This is a genomic window from Rouxiella sp. Mn2063, from assembly GCF_049319665.1.
In the GTDB taxonomy this organism is placed as follows: domain Bacteria; phylum Pseudomonadota; class Gammaproteobacteria; order Enterobacterales; family Enterobacteriaceae; genus JBMOUD01.
The window spans coordinates 1-293 of record NZ_JBMOUD010000056.1; the positions used below are offsets into that span (position 1 = coordinate 1).

At 47.8% G+C, this 293-nt stretch carries 1 protein-coding gene; it reads left to right on the forward strand.

Annotated elements, in window-relative coordinates:
• Nucleotides 1–74: 74 nt before the first annotated feature.
• On the forward strand, nucleotides 75–293 hold a 219-nt coding region (locus ACL9RG_RS22770; RefSeq protein WP_422794917.1), incomplete at its 3' end, for a hypothetical protein.

Consider the following 293-nt stretch of genomic DNA (forward strand, 5'->3'; position numbering starts at 1 on the left):
CTGCAAGGAATTTGTGGTGAAATATACGATGCAATAGCAGCAGGAAAAATACCGGGTGTCAAATTGGAGTAACTATGCCTCCTGAATCTGAAGCAGAACGCAATGCCCTACGCTCTGCCGCAAGAAAATGCAACGCAGAGCTACACGAAGCAATAGCAGCAAATCCCAAAACTCCGTTTGACCACCTGTCCGGCCCCATCATAAAAAAACATCACACGCCGATTGCACCGCGATTCAGCTTACCGCTGTTTCTGTGGACTATCGGCGTTCTAAATGGTCAGTTTGAAGAGAGG